The organism is Proteus faecis, assembly GCF_030286765.1.
Classification (GTDB): domain Bacteria; phylum Pseudomonadota; class Gammaproteobacteria; order Enterobacterales; family Enterobacteriaceae; genus Proteus; species Proteus faecis.
The window spans coordinates 187911-205280 of sequence record NZ_JASVWV010000001.1; the positions used below are offsets into that span (position 1 = coordinate 187911).

19 protein-coding genes are annotated in these 17370 nt (G+C 37.0%); 9 read left to right on the top strand and 10 right to left on the bottom strand.

Annotation, left to right across the window (positions count from 1 at the left end; all coding sequences use genetic code 11):
• The first annotated feature begins 68 nt into the window (after positions 1–68).
• The gene (gstA, locus tag QSH13_RS00855; protein WP_109397316.1) at positions 69–680 is read left to right on the top strand and encodes a glutathione transferase GstA; all 612 of its coding nucleotides are present in this window, start codon (positions 69–71) and stop codon (positions 678–680) included.
• A 68-nt stretch (positions 681–748) separates the two neighbouring features.
• On the opposite strand, the gene pdxY is transcribed toward gstA, so the two are convergent.
• From pdxY to anmK, 4 genes are all read right to left on the bottom strand, one after another.
• Positions 749–1618 (bottom strand): pyridoxal kinase PdxY, encoded by an 870-nt coding sequence (gene pdxY, locus QSH13_RS00860; protein ID WP_109397315.1) that lies wholly within the window; start codon positions 1616–1618, stop codon positions 749–751.
• 122 nt (positions 1619–1740) lie between these two features.
• Positions 1741–3015, bottom strand: a complete 1275-nt coding sequence (gene tyrS, locus QSH13_RS00865) for a tyrosine--tRNA ligase (protein ID WP_109397314.1) — start codon at positions 3013–3015, stop codon at positions 1741–1743.
• 132 nt (positions 3016–3147) lie between these two features.
• Complete coding sequence (pdxH, locus tag QSH13_RS00870) at positions 3148–3801, bottom strand: pyridoxamine 5'-phosphate oxidase (protein WP_109397313.1); 654 nt, start codon at positions 3799–3801, stop codon at positions 3148–3150.
• Positions 3802–3844: 43 nt separating this feature from the next.
• Positions 3845–4957: an anhydro-N-acetylmuramic acid kinase gene (gene anmK / locus QSH13_RS00875; protein ID WP_109406346.1), complete on the bottom strand. Its 1113-nt coding sequence runs from the start codon at positions 4955–4957 to the stop codon at positions 3845–3847.
• Between the two features lie 221 nt (positions 4958–5178).
• Between anmK and QSH13_RS00880 the strand changes: the two genes are divergently transcribed.
• A complete protein-coding gene (locus QSH13_RS00880; protein WP_109397311.1) occupies positions 5179–5646 on the top strand; it encodes an outer membrane lipoprotein in 468 nt (155 codons plus the stop codon).
• Positions 5647–5945: 299 nt separating this feature from the next.
• Here the strand turns inward: QSH13_RS00880 and slyA are convergent, their stop codons facing one another.
• Positions 5946–6374, bottom strand: coding sequence for a transcriptional regulator SlyA (gene slyA / locus QSH13_RS00885; RefSeq protein WP_109397310.1), 429 nt, complete (start codon positions 6372–6374; stop codon positions 5946–5948).
• Positions 6375–6825: 451 nt separating this feature from the next.
• A complete protein-coding gene (locus QSH13_RS00890) occupies positions 6826–7065 on the bottom strand; it encodes a DUF1289 domain-containing protein (RefSeq protein WP_109397309.1) in 240 nt (79 codons plus the stop codon).
• 184 nt (positions 7066–7249) lie between these two features.
• Between QSH13_RS00890 and gloA the strand changes: the two genes are divergently transcribed.
• Positions 7250–7657, top strand: a complete 408-nt coding sequence (gloA, locus tag QSH13_RS00895) for a lactoylglutathione lyase (RefSeq protein ID WP_036937247.1) — start codon at positions 7250–7252, stop codon at positions 7655–7657.
• A gap of 94 nt (positions 7658–7751) precedes the next feature.
• On the top strand, positions 7752–8390 hold the full coding sequence (rnt, locus tag QSH13_RS00900) for a ribonuclease T (RefSeq protein ID WP_075673239.1): 639 nt from the start codon (positions 7752–7754) through the stop codon (positions 8388–8390).
• A gap of 123 nt (positions 8391–8513) precedes the next feature.
• On the opposite strand, the gene QSH13_RS00905 is transcribed toward rnt, so the two are convergent.
• Positions 8514–8855, bottom strand: coding sequence for a Grx4 family monothiol glutaredoxin (locus QSH13_RS00905; RefSeq protein ID WP_006537039.1), 342 nt, complete (start codon positions 8853–8855; stop codon positions 8514–8516).
• A 391-nt stretch (positions 8856–9246) separates the two neighbouring features.
• On the opposite strand from QSH13_RS00905, the gene QSH13_RS00910 reads away from it, so the two are divergent.
• Both QSH13_RS00910 and sodB read left to right on the top strand, forming a co-directional pair.
• Entirely contained in the window at positions 9247–10062 is an 816-nt protein-coding gene (locus tag QSH13_RS00910) for a sulfite exporter TauE/SafE family protein (protein WP_109397308.1), read from the top strand.
• A gap of 533 nt (positions 10063–10595) precedes the next feature.
• Positions 10596–11174, top strand: coding sequence for a superoxide dismutase [Fe] (gene sodB, locus QSH13_RS00915; protein WP_109397307.1), 579 nt, complete (start codon positions 10596–10598; stop codon positions 11172–11174).
• 135 nt (positions 11175–11309) lie between these two features.
• Here sodB and cydH read toward each other — a convergent pair whose 3' ends face one another.
• Entirely contained in the window at positions 11310–11393 is an 84-nt protein-coding gene (cydH, locus tag QSH13_RS18510; RefSeq protein WP_109397306.1) for a cytochrome bd-I oxidase subunit CydH, read from the bottom strand.
• A gap of 267 nt (positions 11394–11660) precedes the next feature.
• On the opposite strand from cydH, the gene purR reads away from it, so the two are divergent.
• The gene (gene purR / locus QSH13_RS00920) at positions 11661–12686 is read left to right on the top strand and encodes an HTH-type transcriptional repressor PurR (RefSeq protein ID WP_286038691.1); all 1026 of its coding nucleotides are present in this window, start codon (positions 11661–11663) and stop codon (positions 12684–12686) included.
• Positions 12687–12712: 26 nt separating this feature from the next.
• On the opposite strand, the gene punR is transcribed toward purR, so the two are convergent.
• The gene (punR, locus tag QSH13_RS00925; RefSeq protein ID WP_109397305.1) at positions 12713–13615 is read right to left on the bottom strand and encodes a DNA-binding transcriptional activator PunR; all 903 of its coding nucleotides are present in this window, start codon (positions 13613–13615) and stop codon (positions 12713–12715) included.
• Between the two features lie 118 nt (positions 13616–13733).
• Between punR and punC the strand changes: the two genes are divergently transcribed.
• Together punC and cfa are read left to right on the top strand one after the other, a co-directional pair.
• Entirely contained in the window at positions 13734–14951 is a 1218-nt protein-coding gene (gene punC, locus QSH13_RS00930; RefSeq protein ID WP_196543951.1) for a purine nucleoside transporter PunC, read from the top strand.
• 303 nt (positions 14952–15254) lie between these two features.
• Entirely contained in the window at positions 15255–16409 is a 1155-nt protein-coding gene (gene cfa / locus QSH13_RS00935) for a cyclopropane fatty acyl phospholipid synthase (RefSeq protein WP_109397303.1), read from the top strand.
• Positions 16410–16500: 91 nt separating this feature from the next.
• On the opposite strand, the gene QSH13_RS00940 is transcribed toward cfa, so the two are convergent.
• Positions 16501–17151 carry a riboflavin synthase subunit alpha gene (locus tag QSH13_RS00940; RefSeq protein WP_109397302.1) on the bottom strand — a complete coding sequence of 217 codons (651 nt, stop codon included), beginning with the start codon at positions 17149–17151 and terminating at the stop codon, positions 16501–16503.
• Positions 17152–17370 lie beyond the last annotated feature (219 nt).

The following is a 17370-nucleotide window of genomic DNA, read 5'->3' on the forward strand; positions in this document are numbered from 1 at the left end:
TATATTAGTGAAGATATTCTAATATCTGTAAGTTAATTCACCACCTCATTGATAGGGAGCTATTCAATATGAAATTGTACTACACGCCCGGTAGTTGCTCGCTTTCCCCTCATATCGTTTTACGTGAGACCGGTTTAGATTTCTCAATAGAGCGAATCGACTTACGTGCTAAGAAAACAGAATCGGGAAAAGATTTTCTAACCATCAATCCAAAAGGCCAAGTTCCTGTTCTTCAATTAGATAATGGTGATATTTTGACTGAAGGCGTTGCAATTGTTCAATACCTTGCTGACTTAAAACCTGATAGAAATTTAATTGCATCGCCAAAATCGCTAGAACGTTATCATCAAATTGAATGGTTAAACTTTCTTGCAAGTGAAGTGCATAAAGGCTATGGCCCTCTATTTTCACCAGATACACCTGAAAGCTATGTACCTATTGTTAAAACTAAATTAAAAAGCAAATTCGCTTATATTAATGATGTATTGAGCAAACAAAAATGTGCATGTGGTGATCATTTTACGGTTATTGATGCCTATTTATTTACATTAAGCCAATGGGCACCGCATGTTGGTTTAGATTTAACAGATTTAACACACCTACAAAACTACCTAAAACGCATTGCACAACGACCTAATGTACATAGTGCACTGGTCACTGAAGGGTTAATTAAAGAGTAAATTAAAACTCAATAAAAAAGCGGATATCACATTAATATCCGCTTTTTCTTCTCTTAAAGTCGATTAATTTAATCTAGTTGTGTTGCGCAGAATCTGTGTGTTGGATGCACCATTTGATCTTGAGCTGCAACGAGTTGCAGTTCGTACTCATTCATCTCTTTTGTTTTTAGCATCACTTCATAAACTGCTGAGGCAACGTGCTCTAATGCGGTTTGTAATTCAACACCTTTGAGTAAATCCACCAGCATTAAACCACTTGTTAAATCACCCACCCCCACGGGTTGACGTTCACCAAAATCAACTAGTGGACGACTAACATGCCAACTATGTTCTGCGGTTACTAACAGCATTTCAAAACGATCATGTCGATATCCAGCACGTGATAAATGTTTTACTAATACAACCTTAGGACCTTGTTTACATAATTCACGAGCGGCATTTACGCACTCATCAACATTATGAAGGGCTTTACCACCACTTAATGTTTCAAGCTCTAATAAATTAGGTGCAATGATATCACTAATAGGTAATGCTTCTTCACATAGCACACCAGAAACAGCAGGAGGAACAATACATCCTTTTTCAGGATGCCCCATTACAGGATCACAAAAATACCATGCGTTAGGATTCGCTTGTTTTACTTTTTTAACGATATCAACAATACGCAAACCCTGCTCAGCCGATCCTAAATAACCACTTAGTACTGCATCACATTGTGAAAGTTTACCGATTGTGGCAATACCATCAACAATCTCCGTAATATGTTCTGCTGACATGACACAGCCAGTCCATTTTTCTGGATATTGAGTGTGATTTGAAAACTGCACTGTATTTAGAGGCCAAACATTCACCCCCATACGACGCATTGGAAACTCAGAGGCACTGTTACCGGCATGACCAAAAACAACATGTGACTGAATAGAGAGTATATTTTTCATGACATAAACCGATTATTGTGAATACACACAACACCCAAGCTTTATCATCATAGGCGAGGTATATACATTTATTTATTGTTATTAAGAAAAAGGGCAACTCACCGGCTGCCCTTTACTGTCAATTATTTCCAGATAACGAGGCAGTAATGTTTTTTACCACGACGTAAAATGGAGTAATGACCAAATAAGAAATCTTTTTCTTCAAAGATGTATTCAGGATTATCTTGTTTTTCGCCATTAATTGAAACTGCGTTAGAGCCAATCATTGTACGAGCCTGACCGCGAGAAGGAACTAATTCTGCGTTAACCAGCGCTTGTTGCAAATCACTGCCTTTTTCTAACTCAATTGTTGGCATACCATCTTGTGCTAATTGTTCAAGGTCAGCTTGTGTTAAGTCTGCAATTGCACCAGAGAATAAGCTTTCTGTAATACGTTTAGCGGCGATTAAACCTTCTTCACCATGAACCAAACCAGTAACAAGTTCTGCCAATACACGTTGAGCACGAGGCGCTTGACCGCTATTTTTATCTTCTTCTTCAAGTGCATTAATTTCTTCGATGCTCATAAATGTGAAGAATTTTAAGAAGCGATAAACGTCAGCATCTGCTGTATTGATCCAGAACTGGTAGAATTTGTATGGGCTTGTTTTCTTAGGATCTAACCAAACCGCACCACCTTCTGTCTTACCGAATTTAGTACCATCAGATTTAGTAATTAATGGTACAGTCATACCAAATACTTGTTTCTGGTTGAAACGACGGGTTAAATCGATACCTGAAGTAATATTACCCCACTGATCAGAGCCACCGATTTGCAATTCAACACCTAAATGCGTATTTAATGACGCAAAGTCATAAGCTTGTAATAGGTTATAGGCGAATTCAGTAAAAGAGATACCCACATCGTCACGGTTTAAACGTTGTTTAACCGCTTCTTTGTTGATCATTTGGTTCACAGAGAAGTGTTTACCGATATCACGCAGGAATGTCAGCACATCCATTTGACCGAACCAGTCATAGTTGTTTGCTAATTCCGCACTGTTTTCACCACTGTTGAAATCTAAAAAAGGTGACACTTGTTTACGAATTTTTTCTACCCATTCGTGAACAGTATCTTGGGTATTCAGTTTGCGCTCGGTGGCTTTAAAACTAGGATCACCAATTAGACCCGTTGCACCACCCACCAACGCCACAGGCTTATGCCCGGCTAGTTGGAATCGTTTTAAACACAGCAAAGGAACCAAATGCCCCAAATGCAGGCTATCAGCGGTAGGATCGAAGCCACAATAGAGAGCGATAGGACCTTGCTCCAAACGCTCTACTAAAGCTGCCTCATCCGTGACCTGAGCGATTAGCCCACGCTCCTGCAATTGTGTGATTAGGTTCTTGCTAGACATCAATGACTCCATCGGTTTATTGTTTTTTGTCTATTTAAAATATAAGTGAAACACGAGTGGTATAGCATAAAGCGCCACTACATTAAGTACCAGTAGAAAAAGACTTTTTGAGGTAAATTTATTAACACGCTATTAAGGTGCTAACCGCTCAATGTCCCATCCTTGTGGTGATTTTTGATAGATAAAGCGATCGTGTAGCCGATTTTCTCGTCCTTGCCAAAATTCAACAGAATCAAATATCACACGATATCCCCCCCAGAAACTCGGTAATGGCACTTCCCCATTTTGGAATTTCTGCTTTAATTCTAGAAACTTACTTTCTAACACGCCTCTTGCGGAAATGCGGGAAGACTGTCGAGAAGCCCACGCTGCAATTTGACTATCTTTAGGGCGACTATGGAAATATTTAATAACTTCAATAGGAGATAGTTTTTCGGCTTTCCCTAAAAAACAAACTTGTCTTTCTAATGGATACCAAGGGAATAATAAACTGACGCGTTGATTGTGCTCTAAATGACTCGCTTTGCGACTGCCTAAATTGGTATAAAAGACTAAGCCATGTTCATCGAAATGTTTTAATAACACAATGCGTTGGTAAGGTTGACCATTTTCATCAACAGTTGCAACACACATTGCAGTAGGATCACTCAAACGCGCTTCACAAGCCTGCTTTAACCATTTTTCAAACAAAACTAATGGCTGTTCAGTTAATTCATGACGTCGTAGCCCACCGTTCATATATTCGCGGCGTAAATCAGCAACATCAATAAAATCAAGTTGTGTCATTTTTCACTCTCTCTTTTGAGAAACTACATTCAGCATATCACGCTTAACGAGGATTTGTAGGGTAAATCGCCCCTAAAACGGTTTCTCTCGATGCCCCTGTTACAGAAGGTAAATTCCCTGATTCATTTGCAATAGTGCGCGCTGCTAACCAAGCAAATGCCAGTGCCTCCATATCATCACCACTTAAACCATATTTATCCGTTGTTGTGACTTCTGTGCCGGGTAATAATGAAGCTAAACGATGCATAATTTGCCCATTTCGCGCCCCCCCACCACAAACGAGTAAACGTTCACATCCACCGTTTAATTGTATCTGTTGCACAATACTTATCGCGGTTAATTCAACTAGCGTTGCTTGTACATCTTCAGGAAAAACATTAGGTACTCTTTCTAAATGGTAATTTAACCATTGTGTATTGAAATATTCTCGCCCTGTACTTTTAGGTGCTGAACGCGAAAAGTAAGGATCCGAAAGCATATCTTTTAATAAAGTTGGGTTTACAGTGCCAGTCGCAGCCCATTTGCCATTATCATCATATGGTGTTTGATTGTGGATCCAATTCCAGCTATCTAATAGCATATTTCCTGGTCCCGTATCGTAGCCTTTAACTGCAATACCGGGTAATAACAATGAGATATTGGCAATACCACCAATATTTAAAATAATACGTTTTTCAACAGGATGTCCTAATACAGCAAGATGAAAAGCCGGTACTAAAGGTGCGCCTTGTCCGCCGTAAGCGATATCTCTACGACGAAAATCACCGACTGTCGTAATTCCTGTTAGTGTAGCAACACGGTTATTGTCACCAATTTGCATAGTAAATGGCATATCACTTTCTGGCTCATGCCAAACAGTTTGCCCATGACACCCTATCGCCGTAATATCACTCGCGCTAAGTTTCGCTTTTGCAAGTAACTCTATGATCGCTTGCGCATAAAGCTCACCTAATTGAGCATCTAATAAGCCGATTTCATGCAAGGTAGTCGGTTGCCCTTGGCAAACAGCTAAAATTCGTTGGCGTAGATTTTGTGGATAAGGCAGAAAATGATTTTCTTGTTGTGCAACAAACTTATTATTGATTGCAGCTAATACAACATCAACACCATCTAAGCTTGTGCCAGACATCACGCCAATGTACCGCCCTGCTATCATGTTCTTTTCCTTATAATCAAGATGATGCAAATTTTTAACATATAATGTTATATTCTCTTTTTTCAGAAATCTCTTCTGTTTTTACTATCGGCCTTTACTATATAGTAAGCTATATATTATTAAAATCAGTCTCGACATACGCAAAAAACAAGCTATAACTGATAATAGATAACATTGGTATAATCTGAGCAATTTACCTCAGGTTTTCTTTAGGAGTGACTATGTTTAAGCATTTACTTATTGGCCTTTTCACAATGACTGTACTTACTGGTTGTGTGAATACAAATTCACTATCCGGTGACACTTATACTGCAAGCCAAGCCAAACAAGCTCAAAATATTACTTATGGTACAGTGGTTTCTGTACGTGCAGTGAATATTCAAGCGGGTAGCGATGAAAATATTTTAGGTGCTATCGGTGGTGCCGTTCTTGGCGGTATGTTAGGTAACACTGTTGGCGGAGGAACAGGTCGTAACTTAGCAACAGCCGCTGGTGCAATTGCAGGTGGTATGGCAGGACAACAAGCACAAGGTGCTTTAAATACGACTAAAGGTGTTCAAATTGAAGTTCGTTTAGATAGTGGTAAAACCGTCGCTATCGTTCAAAAAGCAGATAATACCGTGTATCGTCAAGGTCAACGTGTTGCAGTTATCGGTAACGGAAATAACTTAACTGTTTCTCCTCGCTAATTAGCAACAAAAAACAGGCAACATTAAAGTTGCCTGTTTTATTTTATGATCCAATAATAAGTAATCTAAAGAGAGAACGAATATATAATCTAGTTCCTATAATTAGGAATATATAATGATTTTTGTTATATACTCGTCAAACTTCAGTATTATTGATATCGTTTACTCGCACTAGTTACATATTTTGCTCCTAGTGACTCATTCACTTGTTATCTAGCTGAATATTGGATTATTGAGAGTATAGTTATCATCATATAATTAATATTATTTAAATAGAATATATATTAAACTTGAAATTGTTAGTCATGTAACCTATTTATATTTTTTTCTAGTTTTTGGATTGTACTTATTAGTCTTTCTATTTCCTCTAGTTGAATACCACCTAATATTTCTCGTCTCGTTTTTTCTATAACAGCATAAACCTCATTAATAAAAGGCTCAGATTCTTTTGTTAATTTTATACGTTTTGCTCTACGATCATTTGCACATGTATGCCGACATATCAGTTTTTTCTCTTCCAGTTGATCTAAGGTTCTTACTAAAGATGGTTGTTCGATTCCTATTGCTTTTGCCAATTGGATTTGTGACTGCTCTGGAGGTAATTGGCTGATATTGTACAAAGTAACCCAATGGGTTTGAGTTAATTTTAATGGTTTGAGACGATGATCAATTAAAGCACGCCATAATCGAACTAAACGCGCTAAATCAGCTCCTAATGTTGATTCCACTTATCTCTCCTTAATTAGCATTTTCAGTCAACTTATTACAAAGTTTAGATATTCATTTTTAATACAGTATTTACCTATTCTTTTTAATTAAAACATTACCTTTAATAACTAATGTAGTTATATATCCTATTTATTAGATAAGTAATTATTTTCCAGACATAATTAAACCATTTCTTTCTAGCCACGAAAGTTCATAAAGAATAACCTTGTTATAAAAACTAATCTATATTTTTTTACATAATAATAATTATTATTTTACAGACAACATCCGAAACAAAAAAAACACATTGATAATCAGCCAATTAAAAGTAGTGTGGTCTGGTAATAAGTTAAAATTGCAACCTTACATTAATAAAGAAAAAATAATAAACCACATGACTACAATAAATAACAATAATGAATTAAAAAGATAGTTAATTATTATTTTAATATTAAAAAATAAATAGAACATTTAAAATAAATTGAGTTGTTTATTTTCTTTTTCAATTGCAGAACCCACTTTTTTTAATGACCTTAAATAACGTTGCTGACAAAGCCGTAATATATTTCTTTTCTGTTGTTGATTCATTGTTGACCAATTAAACCGCTCTTGACGGCTGCGATAGCAGCCAACACAATATCCTTGCATATTCATTTCACAACGCCCAATACAAGGGCTAGGAATATCAAAAAATTCTAATTGTTCCTGCATTTGATTTTCCCTCCCTATTGTTTGTTACAATAGAGTATAGTTAATAGAGATATTAACTGCACAACATAGTTTATTGAACTGTTAAAGGCGTAGTAAAATTGAACTTTAGGGCTTTAACGCGTTATAGTACCCCGCCATCAGTTTATCTGTAGGGTTTAATCATTAAAAAACACAAGAGGTTTATATGCGAGTACTTCATACCATGATCCGTGTGGGCGACTTACAACGTTCTATCGACTTTTATACCAAGGTTTTAGGTATGCAACTTCTACGCACTAGCGAGAATGAGGAATATAAATACTCGTTAGCTTTTGTTGGTTATGGTGATGAAAGCACTGGTGCAGTTATCGAATTAACCTATAACTGGGGTGTAAATAGCTACGAAATGGGAACCGCTTTTGGGCATGTGGCATTAGGTGTAGATGATGTTGCCGCAACCTGTGAAGCCATTCGCCAAGCTGGCGGTAATGTTACCCGTGATGCAGGCCCAGTAAAAGGTGGCTCAACAATTATTGCTTTTGTTGAAGATCCTGATGGATATAAAATCGAGCTCATCGAAAATAAAAGTGCAAGTCACGCTCTAGGTAACTAATTTTATTAAAACCAGAAAGATACAGATGTTATCTTTCTGGCCTTACTGATTATCAATTTCCGATATTTTATTTTTATCGGATAAGTACAACTTAATGCCTGATATAAATAATCCCAATAAGCTTTGTAACCGTTTTCGGGGTTACTACCCTGTAGTTATTGATGTTGAAACAGGTGGATTTAATGCGAAAACAGATGGTTTGCTTGAAATCGCCGCTATTACATTAAAAATGGATGAACAAGGTTGGCTAAAACCTGATAACACATTACATTTTCATGTTGAACCTTTTGAAGGGGCTAACTTAGAGCCGGCAGCCTTAGAATTTACAGGTATTGATCCAACCAACCCTTTACGTGGCGCAGTCAGTGAATATGAAGCTTTTCATGCCATTTTTAAAATGGTGCGTAAAGGAATGAAGGATGCAGATTGTAATCGCGCCATTATTGTGGCTCATAATGCAAATTTTGATCACAGCTTTGTAATGGCAGCAGCTGAACGTGCTGGATTAAAACGTAACCCTTTTCACCCTTTTGCCACTTTTGATACTGCGGCTTTAAGTGGATTAGTATTAGGACAGACAATTTTAGCTAAAGCCTGTATCACTGCTGGTATTCCCTTTGATAGCAAATTAGCACATGGTGCGTTATATGATACTAATCGCACATCATTACTTTTTTGTGAATTAGTTAACCGCTGGAAAAAGCTTGGTGGATGGCCATTGCCTACACCTTGAAACCATAATTTTGCTGATACATATATGAATAATAGAAAAAGCCAGTTCACACTAATGAACTGGCTTTTTCTTGAAGAACTGATTATTTTTATACGTTTCAATAGCGAAACGATAAAAAATTAATTACTGTGCTTCTTCTTCACCACGATATTTATCAGCAGTCTCTTTTAGTAACTTCTGTAATTCACCGCGCTGATACATTTCTAAAATAATGTCACATCCACCGACTAATTCACCATCTACCCATAATTGTGGGAAGGTTGGCCAGTGTGCATACTTTGGTAATTCTGCACGAATATCTGGGTTTTGCAGGATATCAACATACGCAAAACGCTCACCACAAGCAGAGATAGCTTGAACTGCCTGAGCAGAAAAACCACAACTTGGTAATTTTGGTGAACCTTTCATGTATAAAATAATTGGGTTTTCGTTGATCTGGCGTTCAATTTTTTCAATAGTCGTCATTTGTAAGTCCTTACAGCCTTTTATATTCGATATGCTTTATAGGGGAAAACATGAAAGAAGAATACCACTTTATATTAGAAACCTCTATATAAGTTTAGTTATCGATATAAAACAATAAGTTGGTATTAAACTATGAAATTACTGATAAAAAAACACGCATGATACATAAAAAATAAATCAATACGTTACAGATGGTTATGACTGTGCTTCATCTTACCGCCGACATAATCACTAACTATCCTTTATATTAAAGAAGAAAAAAAGCAACTTTTACATCAAAACCAATACATTAGATTTCATAATTTATACATTAAGATAAAACGCTACCTTCTTAAAAGGATATAATGTATATAGATAGGTTTGTTATAAAACCTGATGAGTATTAACTATTATGGACATGATTTTGCTATTTCTTTTAGTAGGATGTATCACTGGCTTTTTTGCTGGGCTACTTGGCATAGGAGGCGGTGCAATCATTGTTCCGGTAGTAATGTATGTTGTGAGTCAACAAGCTATTCCAATAGATATGGTGATGAAAATTGCCTTATCTACCTCCTTCTCTGTCATTATATTTTCTACAGCATCTTCAGCGTATTCTCATAACAAACACAAAGCCATTTTATGGCAGCAATTTCCTCTATTATCTATCGGCACTATCATCGGTATGCTTGTTGGGACATTTCTGGTACAAAAAATGTCAAATACGATATTACAAATCGTGTTCTGTATTTTCATGGTATATACCATCTATGGATTATTAACTAAAAAGAAAGAAGCGGAACGTATTGAAAACGTGAAAGATCCTACTGTTTCAAAACCAGCGTTAACAAGTGGCGGCTCTTTGATTGGCTTTATATCCAGTTTTATTGGTATTGCAGGTGGTACGATCACCATTCCTCTTTTAAGTCATTGGGGATTTAATACCCGTAAATGCATTGCGACATCATCAATGATCGGCGTTATTATTGCCTCTATCGGGACTATAATGGGTATTATTTATGGGTGGGGTCAAACAAATATTAATGACTATTACTTAGGCTTTATCTATTTACCTGCCTTTATCGGAATAAGTATTACCAGCATTCTCTTCGCACCTATCGGTGTGAAAGTCGCTTATCGACTTCCTATCCCAAGAGTTCGCCAAATATTTGCATTATTTCTATTCTTAGTCGTGGTGAAAATGATATATACGCTTATTATGGAATAATAACTTGTTAATGAAATAAGCTTTTTGAGGATAATTTCTAGGAATTACAAACAAGGCCTATGCTAATTAAAATAAAGGTAATTCCTAGTTAAACCAACTCTTTTCAAAGGAGAAATCATAATTACAACATAATAACAGCCTAACATAACTATAAATATTTTATTTTAGTTACAATTTTTAGCTTTAAAAACCATGTCTTGTTGCCAATCCAGAACTGCCCCCCATTTTATTTGCCAGTCTAATAACCACATAACAGAATGAAATTTGTACTTTTTACTTCTCTCATTATAAATGCCATTTTGCTACTTTACGTGTAGGCAAGAGGGATATACTCTTATGAGTATAATTAATCTATATAGCTTATAATTATAGATAAAAGATATTTAGCTGTTATTTCAGCAGATTTTTGTTAAAATAATTAGCAAAATAGTAACAACTTAGTTATTCATTTGCCTCATTCTATCGATTCAAATAATTTTGATGGAATGATTTCAGGCACAAAACCCGAAATAGATAGTTTAAAGGAGTACGCAATGTCTTTCGAATTACCAAAATTACCTTATGCGTTAGATGCTCTTGAACCACACATCTCTAAAGAAACTTTAGAATATCACTACGGCAAACACCACCAAACCTATGTAACTAATTTAAATAACCTAGTTAAAGGTACTGATTTAGAAAGTAAATCTTTAGAAGAAATCATCAAGTCTACTGATGGTGGTGTTTTCAATAACGCTGCACAAGTATGGAACCACACTTTCTACTGGAACTGCTTAGCACCAAATGCAGGTGGCGCACCAACAGGTAAAATTGCTGAAGCTATCAACAAAGCATTTGGCTCTTTTGAAGAATTCAAAAAGCAATTTAATGATGCTGCAGCAAAAAACTTCGGTTCAGGTTGGACTTGGTTAGTTAAAAAAGCTGACGGTTCAGTTGCGATTGTTAACACATCAAATGCTGCAACACCTGTTTCAGGCACAGACAAACCTCTGTTAACTGTAGACGTATGGGAACATGCTTACTATATCGACTACCGCAATGCACGCGTTAAATATTTAGAAGAGTTCTGGGCATTGGTTAACTGGTCATTTGTTGAAGCTAACCTTGCTTAATTTAGTGTGATAATCAAAGGTGAATGAGTAAAATTCATTTTTGATGACATAATAACAAAGGGCCTTGAGCCCTTTGTTATATTCAGTATTCGATAATCTATTACTTAAATTAATCGAGTACTTATTAAAACATGATTAGAAAAGCAGAGTAGAAAAAATAACAATCATAACCAGCGCTGCTATTGCTGTACTCAAACCAAATTTCAGATCCGTATCCATCTATTCTCCCTCAAAATGATTATAATACACATAATTAACCATAACCTTGTCATGGTTAATTATTATTACATATCAGAATTTGTTAAAATAGCGACTAGTGCACAATTTATAACATTGATTAATACTTTCACTTTTGAGCTAGATCATACAAAATTCACAGCTAATCGCTAAATTATTGCCAGTGTTTGCCCTATGTATGACTATACTGGCAGTTAAACCATAAAATTAGATAAAAGAGACCAATGAAGGTCAGGAGTTTTCCACACCATGGCAACAATAAAAGACGTGGCAAAACGCGCAGGCGTATCAACCACGACTGTTTCTCATGTGATCAACAAAACCCGTTTTGTTGCTGAGAACACACGAGCAGCAGTTTGGGCCGCTATAAAAGAATTAAATTATTCGCCAAGTGCCGTTGCGCGTAGCTTAAAAGTCAATCACACAAAATCTATAGGCCTGTTAGCCACGTCCAGTGAAGCTCCTTACTTTGCTGAAGTGATTGAAGCAGTTGAAAATAGTTGTTATAGCAAAGGCTATACCCTGATTTTATGTAACTCACATAACAATCTTGATAAGCAAAAAGCGTATTTAGCCATGCTGGCACAAAAACGTGTTGATGGATTATTAGTCATGTGTTCTGAATATCCCGATCACCTTCTGACTCTTTTAGAAGGCTATCGTAATATTCCAATGGTTGTCATGGATTGGGGCAAAGCGCGTGGTGACTTTACAGATACCATTATCGATAACGCTTTACATGGTGGTTATATCGCAGGTCGTTACCTTATTGAGCGAGGTCATCGTGATATTGGTATTATCCCTGGTCCATTAGAACGGAATACAGGTGGTGGTCGCTTACAAGGTTTCTTAAAAGCCATGGAAGAAGCAAAAATCACAGTAAAAGATGAATGGATTGTACAAGGTGACTTTGAACCAGAATCTGGTTATAAAGCTATGTACCAAATGCTAAATCAAAAACATCGCCCTACTGCTGTTTTTTGTGGTGGTGATGTCATGGCAATGGGCGCAATTTGCGCTGCAGATGAACTTGGTCTGCGTGTTCCTTTAGATATTTCCATTGTGGGTTACGACAATATTCGTAATGCACGTTATTTTACACCAGCGCTAACAACCGTCCATCAGCCAAAAGAGCGTTTAGGTCAAATGGCATTATCAATGTTGCTTGATCGCATCGTCAATAAACGCGAAGACGCCCAAACAATCGAAGTTCATCCGCGATTAGTTGAGCGCCGTTCAGTTGCCGATGGTCCTTTTATCGACTACCGCCGTTAATTCTTATTTATCCAGTTATCTGATTTCTAGCGAAGCCATTCCTCATTTAAGGTTTGGCTATCTCCAAGATAATCTAACAACCATGTCAAAGCAGGCGATTCACTTTTATCGACCCACGTCAGGCAGCATGGGCTGTCTGGCAATGGCTGTGCCAGCTGTAAAGTAACCAGTGTACCTTGTTCAATTAAAGGTTCAGCACGGTGCCAAGGTACCATTCCTACGCATAATCCAGCTAATAAGCATTCAAGCCCCATATCCCATGTCGGTACAACCATTCTACGTTGATTATTTAGCGCCCATGTGTCACGCTTTGGTAAACTGCGTGATGTATCTTCTAAGCATAAACTTGGATAAGGTCGCATTTCATCATCCGTTAGTGGATGTTGTGCTTTCGCTAAAGGGTGATCAACATGACAAACACAACGCCAAGGCATAAATCCCATATCTCGAAAACTATAACGTTCACCAATGGGTGAAGCTCTTGTTGCACCAATAGCTAAATCGACACGACCATTAACTAAAGAATCCCATACGCCATTAAACACTTCAGGGTAGACATACAGTTCAATATCCGGAAAATGACGGTAGAAATCGAGAATAAGTTGTTGTGTTCTTTCAGGTTTAACAATGCCATCAACGGCTATACTGAATTGACCACGCCATCCATTAGAAACTTGTTGGCAAAGATGCCGAGTGTCATTCATTTTTTTGATAACAGATCGTGCTTCTTTGATGAAAATTTTACCTGCATCGGTTAATTCTACATCACGGTGACGACGCTCAAACAGAGGAACAGCAAGCCATTCCTCTAGTTGCCTAACAGTATAACTAACGGCGGATGGCACTCTGTGCAATTCTTGAGCAGCCGAGCTAAAACTTCCTGTTCTTGCGACTGCATCAACAACTTCTAAAGAGTATTCTGACCACATAGAGTTTATTCCTTTGAAAATTTTTCACAGCATTAACCAAATATTCCCGTTTCACAAGTAAAATAGGTCTTAGTTACAATACATAAAATGTTCTACATTACATAGCATAGAAAATAAAATGAATTCTAAAACTTCCACACAATCAAAAACACCTATGAGCTTTATGGTGTACCTAGCAGGTTTGAGTATGCTAGGTTACTTAGCTATTGATATGTACTTACCTGCGTTTGGTATGATGCAACGTGAACTCTCTATCAGCGAAGGTGCTATTAGTAATAGCTTAAGTATCTTTTTATTTGGCTTTGCTGTTGCTCAATTACTTTGGGGACCACTTTCAGACAAAATCGGTCGAAAACCTATTCTTCTAGTTGGTTTAAGTCTTTTCTCTTTAGGCTGTCTTGGTATGCTGTGGGTCGAAAGTGCAACTGGCTTACTTGCTATGCGCTTCCTACAAGCTTTCGGCGTCTGCTCTGCAGCTGTTATTTGGCAAGCTCTTGTCATCGACCGTTTTGATGAATCTCGCGCTCAGCGCGTTTTTGCGTTAATTATGCCACTGGTTGCATTATCACCAGCACTTGCGCCTTTAATCGGTGCATCATTATTAAACCACGGTGGCTGGCGTATGATTTTTATGCTGTTAATGGTAGTAACATTAGTTCTGATGTTACCGACGTTAATGCTAAAAAACATTAAACAAAAATCCGTCACAGATGCAAACCAATCTTCTGCTTCATTTATGACTTTATTAAAATCCCCGCTCTACACTGGTAACGTATTAGTTTACGCGTCTTGTAGTGCAGGTTTCTTTGCTTGGTTAGCTGGCTCCCCCATCATTCTTGAAAAGATGGGCTACTCTCCGCAGGATATCGGTTTAAGTTATATTCCACAGACTATTGCATTTATGGTGGGTGGTTATGGTTGTCGCATTTTACTGTCAAAAATGACAGGTAAAACGCTACTACCACTGTTATTAATTGGTTATGCTGTCAGTATGACTGCGTTATACCTTGTTGCTAAATTTACTGAACCGACATTAACAACTATTTTAATTCCGTTCTGTATTATGGCTGCAATGAATGGCGCATCGTATCCAATTGCAGTATCTAATGCTTTGTCTGCTTATCCTGAAATTAGCGGTAAAGCAGCTGCATTACAAAATGCACTTCAACTTGGCCTTTGTAGTTTAGCTAGCTTTATTGTATCTGCATTTATCAGCCAGCATCCCCTGATTAACACTACTGCAATTATGGCGTTAACAGCGATCCCAATGGCAGTTGGCTACTTTATTCAGCGTAATAAATCTGTTACCAAACACACAGTTCAAGCAACTGAATAATCCCCCCTCTATTTTAAGAGAATTCTCAAAACGGCTATTTTATAAAAAATGGCCGATTTATTTTATAGAGAAAAATAATTCACATATCTATACTTATCTAAACGCTTAACAGCGCTTTATCTATTTTCCTTTCGGATTTTGAGGCATTAAACAAATTATTAGCTGATTATGTGAGATTAGTTGTCTTATTAATTCTATCCGTTCAATTCATATTGAACACAATACTATTTTAATAATATCTATCTACGCACATTCTTTCTTAGTTTATGTCTCTAAACCCGCTTAGTTTACGCCGGAGAGTTTATGAGTACATCTTGTGTAGAAGAAGGCCGAAAGACCTCCAATGATCCTTATAAAAGGATTGCTATCGAACTATTAACCCATGCTGATATTCGCGTTAATGGTTCAGAACCTTATGATATTCAGGTTCATAATCAAAATTTTTATAAAAGAGTATTACAGCAAGGTTCGCTTGGACTCGGTGAAAGCTATATGGATGGCTGGTGGGATTGTGAACGACTGGATATATTTTTTCATAAAGTTTTACGTGCAGGCCTTGAAAACAAGCTTCCCAAAAATCTACATGATATTTTCAGAATTGCGACAGCACGCCTTTTCAATTTACAAACACAAAAACGAGCATGGATGGTAGGTAAAGAACATTACGATCTCGGTAATGATTTATTTATCGCCATGCTTGATCCTAATATGCAATATTCCTGTGGATACTGGAAACAGGCCGATAATCTTGCCCAAGCCCAAGAACATAAATTAGATTTAATTTGCCGAAAATTAGATCTAAAACCAGGAATGACCTTACTAGATATTGGCTGTGGTTGGGGAGGACTTTCTGCTTATGCGGCAAAACATTTTGGTGTTTCTGTCACTGGGGTTACCATTTCTATTGAACAGCAGAAATTGGCACAAGAACGATGCCAAGGACTTGATGTTAATATTATTTTAGAAGACTACCGCGATTTACATGAACAATTTGATCGTATCGTTTCAGTCGGTATGTTTGAGCATGTAGGACCTAAAAACTATGAAACCTATTTTGATGTAGCTCGCCGTAACTTAAAGGAAGAAGGCCTATTTTTATTACACACTATCGGCTCTAACCAAGATAAAGTGAATGTAGATAGTTGGATTAGTAAATATATATTTCCTAATGGTTGTTTACCCTCAATTCAAAAAATTGCAAATGCGATAGATGGTAAGTTCGTCATGGAAGATTGGCACAATTTCGGTGCTGATTACGATAAAACCTTAATGGCATGGTATCAACGATTTTTAGCCTGCTGGCCAGACATTGAGTCAAATTATACACCGCGTTTTAAACGCATGTTTAGCTATTATCTAAATGCGTGTGCAGGTGCATTTAGAGCTAGAGATATTCAATTATGGCAAATCATGTTAAGCCCTAAAGGACATATTGGTGGCTTACAAATTCCACGTTGATTTTTCTTAAAAAGAAAAAGCCAGTTTATTGATTAAACTGGCTTTTTTAGTGCCATTTTTAGCGCAACACATTAATAGTTAATTATGTGTTTCATTCCTTATTTTCATTTTGTTCGGTTGCCACTAATAAAGCTTTCTGCTGTGCCATAACTCGCTCTACCGTATCGACAATTGCCTGAGTTTGCGGATCAAGTTCAATATTGACCTTGTCACCAAGACGTTTACAACCTAATGTTGTTCTATCACGCGTTTCAGGAATTAAATGTACACAAAAACGGTTATTAACCACATCGCCAACAGTTAAGCTGATCCCATCAATACCGATAAAACCTTTGTGTAAAATATATTTCATTAATGCTTTATCAAAAATACGGAACCAGATTTGTAAGTTATTCTCTGACGTAATAATTTTGGCGACTTCAGCCGTTGTCACAATATGACCAGACATCACATGCCCACCAATTTCATCACCATATTTAGCCGCTCGCTCAATATTTACTTCAGAGCCGACTTTTAATTCACCAAGGTTAGTTAAACGTAATGTCTCTTTCACTAAATCAAAGCTAATATGTGTACCTTCAATTTTAGTAACCGTTAAACAGCAACCATTATTTGCAACAGAAGCACCTGTTTCTAAATTGCTGACTAACTCGTTGGGTAATTCAATGATATGGGTACGAAAATCGCCTTTATCTTCGATAGCAATAACCCGCCCTTTTCCCTGAACAATACCTGTAAACATCTTACATCTCCTTGGGTCGATAAACTGGTAAACTCAATTTAGGTTTTATGCTATTCAGGATAACATAGCTCGGATTAATCCAAAGGAACAATTACCGTATTTATTCCTTATTGATTATTACCGTTCAATATAGCGTAAAAACCCCTAATAAATTATCAAAATTCTGTGTTTAAAAAGCCTAACTTCTTTCGTTGCTAATTAAACTTTTATCATTAGAAT